At 72.9% G+C, this 6,806-nt stretch carries 4 protein-coding genes; 3 read left to right on the forward strand and 1 reads right to left on the reverse strand.

Features of this window, described 5'->3' with window-relative positions; genetic code table 11:
* On the forward strand, nucleotides 1–132 hold a 132-nt coding region (locus NYZ95_RS19770; protein ID WP_262852051.1), incomplete at its 5' end, for an integrase core domain-containing protein.
* A gap of 13 nt (nucleotides 133–145) precedes the next feature.
* Here NYZ95_RS19770 and NYZ95_RS19775 read toward each other — a convergent pair.
* Entirely contained in the window at nucleotides 146–3,487 is a 3,342-nt protein-coding gene (locus NYZ95_RS19775; protein WP_262853065.1) for an ATP-binding protein, read from the reverse strand.
* A 153-nt stretch (nucleotides 3,488–3,640) separates the two neighbouring features.
* Here NYZ95_RS19775 and NYZ95_RS19780 point away from each other — a divergent pair, with 153 nt between their 5' ends.
* A complete protein-coding gene (locus NYZ95_RS19780) occupies nucleotides 3,641–5,005 on the forward strand; it encodes an FAD-binding oxidoreductase (protein ID WP_262853066.1) in 1,365 nt (454 codons plus the stop codon).
* A 123-nt stretch (nucleotides 5,006–5,128) separates the two neighbouring features.
* The gene (gene tyrS, locus NYZ95_RS19785; protein ID WP_262853067.1) at nucleotides 5,129–6,388 is read left to right on the forward strand and encodes a tyrosine--tRNA ligase; all 1,260 of its coding nucleotides are present in this window, start codon (nucleotides 5,129–5,131) and stop codon (nucleotides 6,386–6,388) included.
* The last annotated feature ends 418 nt before the right edge of the window (nucleotides 6,389–6,806 follow it).

Raw genomic sequence — 6,806 nt, forward strand, 5'->3', positions numbered from 1 at the left:
AACTCCGAATCAGCCCGCCTCGCCGCCCTGCCAGCATGGATCCACCACTACAACCACCACAGGCCCCACTCAGCAATCGGCAAAGCCGCACCCATCACCAGACTGACCAACCTGCCTGGACATCACATCTAGGCGAGGGCGCCGTTCAGAAGCCGTACCGGTCCCGCTGGCCGAGGAACCACTCCTCGGCCAGCGGGATCCGCCACGTCCGCATCAGGCGTACGGCGTCGTCGGCGTGCAGGGACGCCAGCTCAAGGTTGTCGTTGGCCGCGGCCGCCAGCGCGAGGAACGCGTCCACGGGACCCATCGCGATCGTCGAGCCCGCGCTGAGCACACCGCCCCGCAGCGGGGCCAGCCGCCCGTACGCGGCCGCCGCGAGGTCGCGCTCACCGAGCGCGAGGGCGACCTCGGCTCCGAACCCCCAGATCAGCGGCGCGATCCAGCTGTCGTCGTCGAGCGACGGCTTCGACTCGTCGTACATCGCACGCGCGGCGTCGAGACGCCCGAGCCGGACGAGGAAGCCGGTCGCCGCCATGTGGATCGGGACGCGCGCGGCCGCCACGAGCTGGTCGAGCCCGGCGTCCTCCTCCTCGTCGAGCCCGCCCCAGATGCCGAGGACGAGCATGAGCCCGCCGATGGCGTCGTGCTTGTGCGGCACCGCGATGGTGTCGATCACCGTCATCAGGTCGGCCATCGTCGCGCGTGCGGCCTCGAGGTCGCCCCGCATCGCGAGCCACGGCAGCCGCATGCAGTCGAGGAACCACCGGGCGTACGTCAGCTGGAGCGCATGGGCGAGGCCGTGCGCCTCGTCCAGGTCACGCTCGAGCGCGGTGACGTTGCCGAGCTCGCTGTGGACGGCGGCCCGCTGGGCCAGCGCCATGGTCTCGGCGCGCGCGTCGCCGAGCCGTGCGGCGATCGTGACCGCCTCGTCGGCGAGCGCGAGACGCTGCTCGGCGGTCCAGGGGTGCCAGACGGCGAGGAAGGACGCCGTGCACATCTCCATGAGGAGCGCGTCGTCGCCGAGACGCCGCGCCATGTCGAGGCCCTCGGCGACCAGGAGCTGGCACTCCGCCTCGGTGGCGGCGTAGTAGAGCTCGTTCGCCAGCCCGATCAGCAGCGTGCACCGCAGGGCGGAGTCACCGGGCGGCAGGGCGGCGAGCGCACGGCGCTGCGCGCCGACGACGGTGTCCTGGGTCTCCCCGAAGGTCCGGCTCTGCCAGAGCGCGCCACGCGTCGTGGCGACCGCCGCCCGGGCGAGGAGCTCGGCGTCGCCGATCTCGTCGGCGACCGTGATGGCTTCCTCCACGGTCGCGGTGAGCTCGTCCCACCGCGCGGCCCAGCGCGCGGCGTCGGCCAGCGCGAGCAGCAGCTCGTAACGGTCGGCCGGTGTGGCATCGGGGTCGAGGTCGATGCGCGAGAGAGCCAGGTGCAGGAGCGTGGCCGCCTCGTCGTGGCCGTGCCGACGCTGCGCGGCGTGCGCGGCACGGTACGCCGAGGTCCAGGCCTGCGCGGCGTGGTCCTCGCCCGCGTCGGCCCAGTGCCGGGCGATCTCCGCCACCCGGTTCGAGGCGCGGCGGTCTCCCGCGAGCGCCTCGGCGATGCGCGCGTGCATCCGCTGGCGGCGAGACGGCGACATGCTCGCGTACACCGCGTCGCGGACGAGCGCGTGGGCGAAGCGGAACCGGTCGTCACCCTCGTCGCGCAGCATCCCGGCCGTCGTCGCGGGCTCGAGCTGGTCGAGCACCGTGAGGTCGTCGAGGCCGGTGCTGCGCATCACCGTGGCGAGGTCGAAGCGCCGGCCGACCACCGCGGCGTGACGCAGGACGTCGAGCGTGCTCTCCGGCACGGCGGCCAGCCTGCGTCGTACGACGTCGGTGACGGCGGTCGGCGGTTCCAGCGCGAGGTCGCTGCCCGCCTCGCCCAGCAGGCGGGCGTACTCGACCACGAAGAACGGGTTGCCCTCCGTACGCTCACGCATCGCCTCCGCCGTCGCGGCCTCGACGGGCCGCGCCGAGACCGCGGACAGCACCTCGGCGGTCTCTTCGGCGCTGAGTCCCCGCAGCGTGACCGACGCGGCGTGGCGTCGGGCGAGCGCCTCGAGCGTCTCCGCGACGAACCCGTCCGGCTCCGGCGGCGTGCGCAAGGTGACCAGGAGCAGGAGGCGGGCGTCGTGGGCGACGGCGCAGAGGTGGCGCAAGACGCCGAGCGAGGACGGGTCGGCCCACTGCAGGTCGTCGAGCGCGACGACGAGAGGGCACTCGGCGGTCGCGGCGAGCACCTCCCGGCAGATGTGGTCCCAGGCGGCGAAGCGCTCGCTGTCCGGGTCGGCCCCGACCGACGTCGGCACCACCCCGCCGAGCCCGTCGAGCACCGACTCCCAGGGCCACAGCGGGGGAGCGCCGCTGTCCTGGGAGCACCGCCCGACCAGGACGCGCGCGCCGCGCTCGCGCGCCCGGGCGAGGACCTCGGCGACCAGGCGCGACTTGCCGATGCCGGGCTCTCCCGTGACGCAGGCGAACTGCGGGCTCCCGGCGTCGGCGGCCTCGAACCGGTCGAGGAGCAGCCCGAGCTCGCGGTCGCGCCCCACCATGGGCCAGGCCGGGAGCTGGGGGAGGCGTGTCTGCACCGGCGCAGCCGGCGCCGGGACCCGGAGAGAAGGAGGGGGTGTCTCCTCGGCCCACCGGATCGCCTCGTCCTGCCGCAGGATGGCCGTCTGCACGTCCTGCACCTGGCTCCCGGGCTGCAGGCCGAGCTCGTCGTCGAGCGTGGTCGCCAGCACACGGATCGTCTCCAGCGCGTCGGCCTGTCGCCCGCTGCGTGCGAGGGCAACCGCGCGCAGCGTCCACAACCGCTCGCGGAGCGGGTGCTGAGAAGTGAGCGACTCGAGCTCGGCGGCGACCGTGGCGTGCTCGCCGAGCGCCAGGCGTACGGCCGCGCGGTCCTCCAGCGCGACGAGTCGCAGCTCGTCGAGACGGGCCCGCTCCGCGACGGCCTGGGGGTGCTCGCCGAGCTCGTCGTACGGGCGGCCGCGCCACAGCGCCGCCGCCGCGTCGAGGTCGTCCGCGGCCTGCGCGAGCACCGCCGGCTCGACGAGGCCCGAGCCGGGGACGGCGTGGCGGACCAGGGGCCCGAGACGTCGGTGCGCGCCCTGCATGAGGTCGCTCGCGGTGACCGCGTCGATCGTGAGCGCCGCCGTGTCGAGGACGTACCCGCCACCGGCGGTGCGCAGGGGAGAGGGGGCGCCGGTCGGCAGCACCGTCGCCAACGCCCGCCGAAGACCCGACACGTACGCCTGGAGGGTGCCGTGCGCGCCGTCGGGCGGGCGGTCGCCCCACAGGTAGTCGATGAGCGTGTCGACGCTCTGGACGTTCCCGGCACCGAGCGCAAGGGTCGCGAGCAGGACGCGGTGCTTGCGCGTCCCGAGCGCGACCGGCGGCGATGCCTGCTCGCCGTGCATCTCGACCGGGCCGAGAACAGCGAGCCACATGGCTCTGAGCATAGGCGCGCGCCGGTCCCTCGGACGGGCGTTTTCGCCGACCCCAAGCGAACCGCAAGGAGTCTCCAAGCGCCCCCGGCGACGGTGTCACGGTCACAGCAGAAGGCCGTCGCGACCCGGCGGCCACGGAGCAAGGAAGCATCGATGAGCACAACCACCGACACGATCGGCTCCACCGACCTCGGCGCCCTGCGCGCCCAGGTAGGCGACCGCCTCGTCGCCCCCGGGGACCCCGGGTGGGAGGAGATCAGCCGACCGTGGAACCTCGCCGTCGACCAGGCGCCCGCCGCCGTGGTCCTCGCGCAGTCTCCCGACGACGTCGCCGCCGCGGTCCGCTTCGGACGGGCGTACGGCCTCGCCGTCGCGCCCCAGGCCGGCGGCCACGGCGCGAGCGGCCGGCTCGCGGGCAGCATCGTGGTCCGCAGCAGCGGCCTGAACGACCTCGGCATCGACCCCGTCGCCCGGGTCGCCCGCGTCGGAGCGGGAGTGCGCTGGGGTGCGCTCCAGGCCAAGCTCGACGGCACCGGGCTGACCGGCATGATCGGGTCGAACCCGGACGTCTCGGTCGTCGGGTTCACGTTGCAGGGCGGCTACTCGTGGTTCACCCGCGCGTACGGGATGGGGTCGGACTCGCTGCGCGCCGCCGAGATCGTCGACGCCCAGGGCCAGGTGCGCTGGGTCGACGACGCCTCAGACCCGGAGCTGATGTGGGGCCTGCGCGGAGGGGGCGGGAACCTCGCGTACGTCACCGCGGTCGAGATCGACCTGCACCCCGCTCCCGAGATCGCCGGCGGACGGTTGATGTTCCCGTTCGCGGCGGCCCGAGACGTGCTCGAGGCGTACGCGCTCGCGGCGCCCGCGGCCCCGTCCTCGGTGACGCTGTGGGCCTCGCTGGTGCACGTCCCCGACGTCGCGTTCGTCCCGGAGGAGGTCCGCGGCCAGACCTTCGTCGTCATCGAGGGCGCGGCGACGGACGGCCTGGCTCGCCTCGAGGACGCGCTCGCGCCCGTACGCGCGGCCGGGCCCGTGGTCTACGACACCGTCCGCGCACGCACGGTGTCGGAGGTCGGAGACATCTGCGAGGAGCCGGTCGATCCGATGCCCGCGCTGCACAGCGCCCGGCCGCTGGGGGCCTTCACACCCCAGACGGTCGACGCGCTGCTGGCGGTCGCGCAGGCGCCCGGGGTCATGCAGATCCAGCTCCGCCACCTCGGAGCCGTACGAGTGGGTCGCCGCGCGGGATTCGGGACCGGGGTGCCGTCGGAGCTCCTCGTGACCTCCCTCGCCCTCGTCCCCGACCCGGCGGTGGCACCGGTCGCCGTCGAGGGGTTCCGGGCGGTGGCCGACGCTCTCCTCCCGTGGACCGCAGGGGCTGTCGGCTCGACGCTCCTGGCCCCGGGGGAGTCCCTGGAGCGCTCCGCCTCCTACGGCGAGCTCGAACGCCTGCGTGAGCTCGTCGCGCGTGAGGACCCGACCGGCGTCTTCCGCGCCGCGACGGGCCTGGTCTGAGCCGGTGGTCCTCCCGATCGGGGGACGGGAGGACCACGCTCGCACCGGGCGGTGCACCCGGTGCGGCAGACTTGAAGGGATCGGCCTCGTACCGGCCGCGATCTCGACAGAGGAGAACACACCGTGACCACCCACGTCCTGGACGACCTCGAGGCGCGCGGACTCGTCGCGCACTCGACAGACCGTGACGCCCTGCGCGCCGATCTGTCCGCGGGGCCGGTCACCTATTACGTGGGCTTCGACCCGACCGCGCCCAGCCTGCACATGGGCAACCTGCTCCAGCTCCTGACCGCCCGCCGGCTCCAGCTGGCCGGCCACCGTCCGCTGATCCTCGTCGGAGGGTCGACCGGCCTGATCGGCGACCCGCGCGACGTGGGGGAGCGGACGATGAACAGCCGCGAGACCGTCGCTGAGTGGGTGGAGCGCATCCGGGCGCAGGTGGAGCAGTACGTCTCGTTCGAGGGCGACAACGCGGCCCGCGTCGTCAACAACCTGGACTGGACGAAGGACGTCAACGTCATCGACTTCCTCCGCGACATCGGCAAGCACTTCCCGGTCAACCGGATGCTGGACCGCCAGGTCGTCGCGAGCCGCCTGGAGTCGGGGATCAGCTACACCGAGTTCAGCTACGTGCTCCTCCAGTCGATGGACTACCTGGAGCTGCACCGCCGGTACGGGACGTCGCTGCAGACCGGCGGCAGCGACCAGTGGGGCAACATCACCGCGGGGGTCGAGCTGATCCGGCGAGCCGACGGGGCGAAGGTCCACGCGCTCGCGACGCCGCTGATCACGAAGGCCGACGGGACCAAGTTCGGCAAGTCGACCGGGGGAGCGCTGTGGCTCGACCCCGAGATGCTCTCGCCGTACGCGTTCTACCAGACCTGGATCCAGGCGGAGGACTCCAAGGTCGTCGAGTACCTGAAGCAGTTCACGTTCCTCGACCTCGAGGAGATCGCGGACATCGCCGCGGAGTCCGCGGAGAAGCCCGGTCTGCGTATCGCCCAGCGACGGCTGGCGGCCGAGGTGACGGCGATGGTGCACGGCCACGACGAGGTACGCGCGGCCGAGCAGGCCTCCGCCGCGCTGTTCGGGCGTGCCGAGCTGGGCGACCTTCCGCCTCGTACGCTGCGTGCCGCGCTCAGCGAGGCCGGCTTGGTGGAGGTCCCTGCGGGGACGACCGTCGTCGACGCGCTCGCGGCCACCGGGCTCGTGGACAGCAAGTCCGCGGGACGGCGTGCGGTCAACGAGGGCGGCGCCTACCTGAACAACGTGCGGGTCGGGGACCCCGAGGAGACCCTCGACGGGCACCTCTTGGCCGAGGGCCTCGTCGTCCTCCGCAAGGGCAAGAGGTCTGTCGCCGGCGCCGAAGTGAAGCGCGGCTGACCGCTCTGTCCGAAGTTGTCCGAGAGGTCCCAGGGGCCCGGTGTCGCACGGCGGCGCCGGGCCTCTGGCGTCTCGGCAGAAAACCGCCTCTGACCTGCGGAGATGCCATTTGTGAGCCAGGACACAGCCCCCCGGTTTGACGGAGCGGTTTTCCTCCGCGTAATGTTCTTCTTGTTGCCGGGGACGGCGGCGGGCAAGGCCGAGAGGCCGGGCACGCGGCCCCGACGATAACCCCCCCCCCTCTCTCTGAGACCACCGATCGGTGGCCCTAGTTGGCCGCCGCGCAAAGTTCTGGTAGGTTTGGGGGTCGCGCCTTGATCTGATGCCTTGTGGGGTTGAGGGTTTTGTGTGTCTGATGTTTGAGAACTCAACAGTGTGCTAAAAGTCGACGAGATAATCAGTAGACCCTTTTTGGGTC

The sequence above is a fragment of the Mumia quercus genome, from assembly GCF_025506335.1.
GTDB classification, from domain to species: Bacteria; Actinomycetota; Actinomycetes; order Propionibacteriales; family Nocardioidaceae; genus Mumia; species Mumia quercus.

What these genes read in the sequence shown, in the direction of transcription:
- NYZ95_RS19775 (WP_262853065.1), bottom strand. Translation starts at nt 3,487, where the DNA reads ATGTGGCTCGCTGTTCTCGGCCCGGTCGAGATGCACGGCGAGCAGGCA.
- NYZ95_RS19780 (WP_262853066.1), top strand. Translation starts at nt 3,641, where the DNA reads ATGAGCACAACCACCGACACGATCGGCTCCACCGACCTCGGCGCCCTG.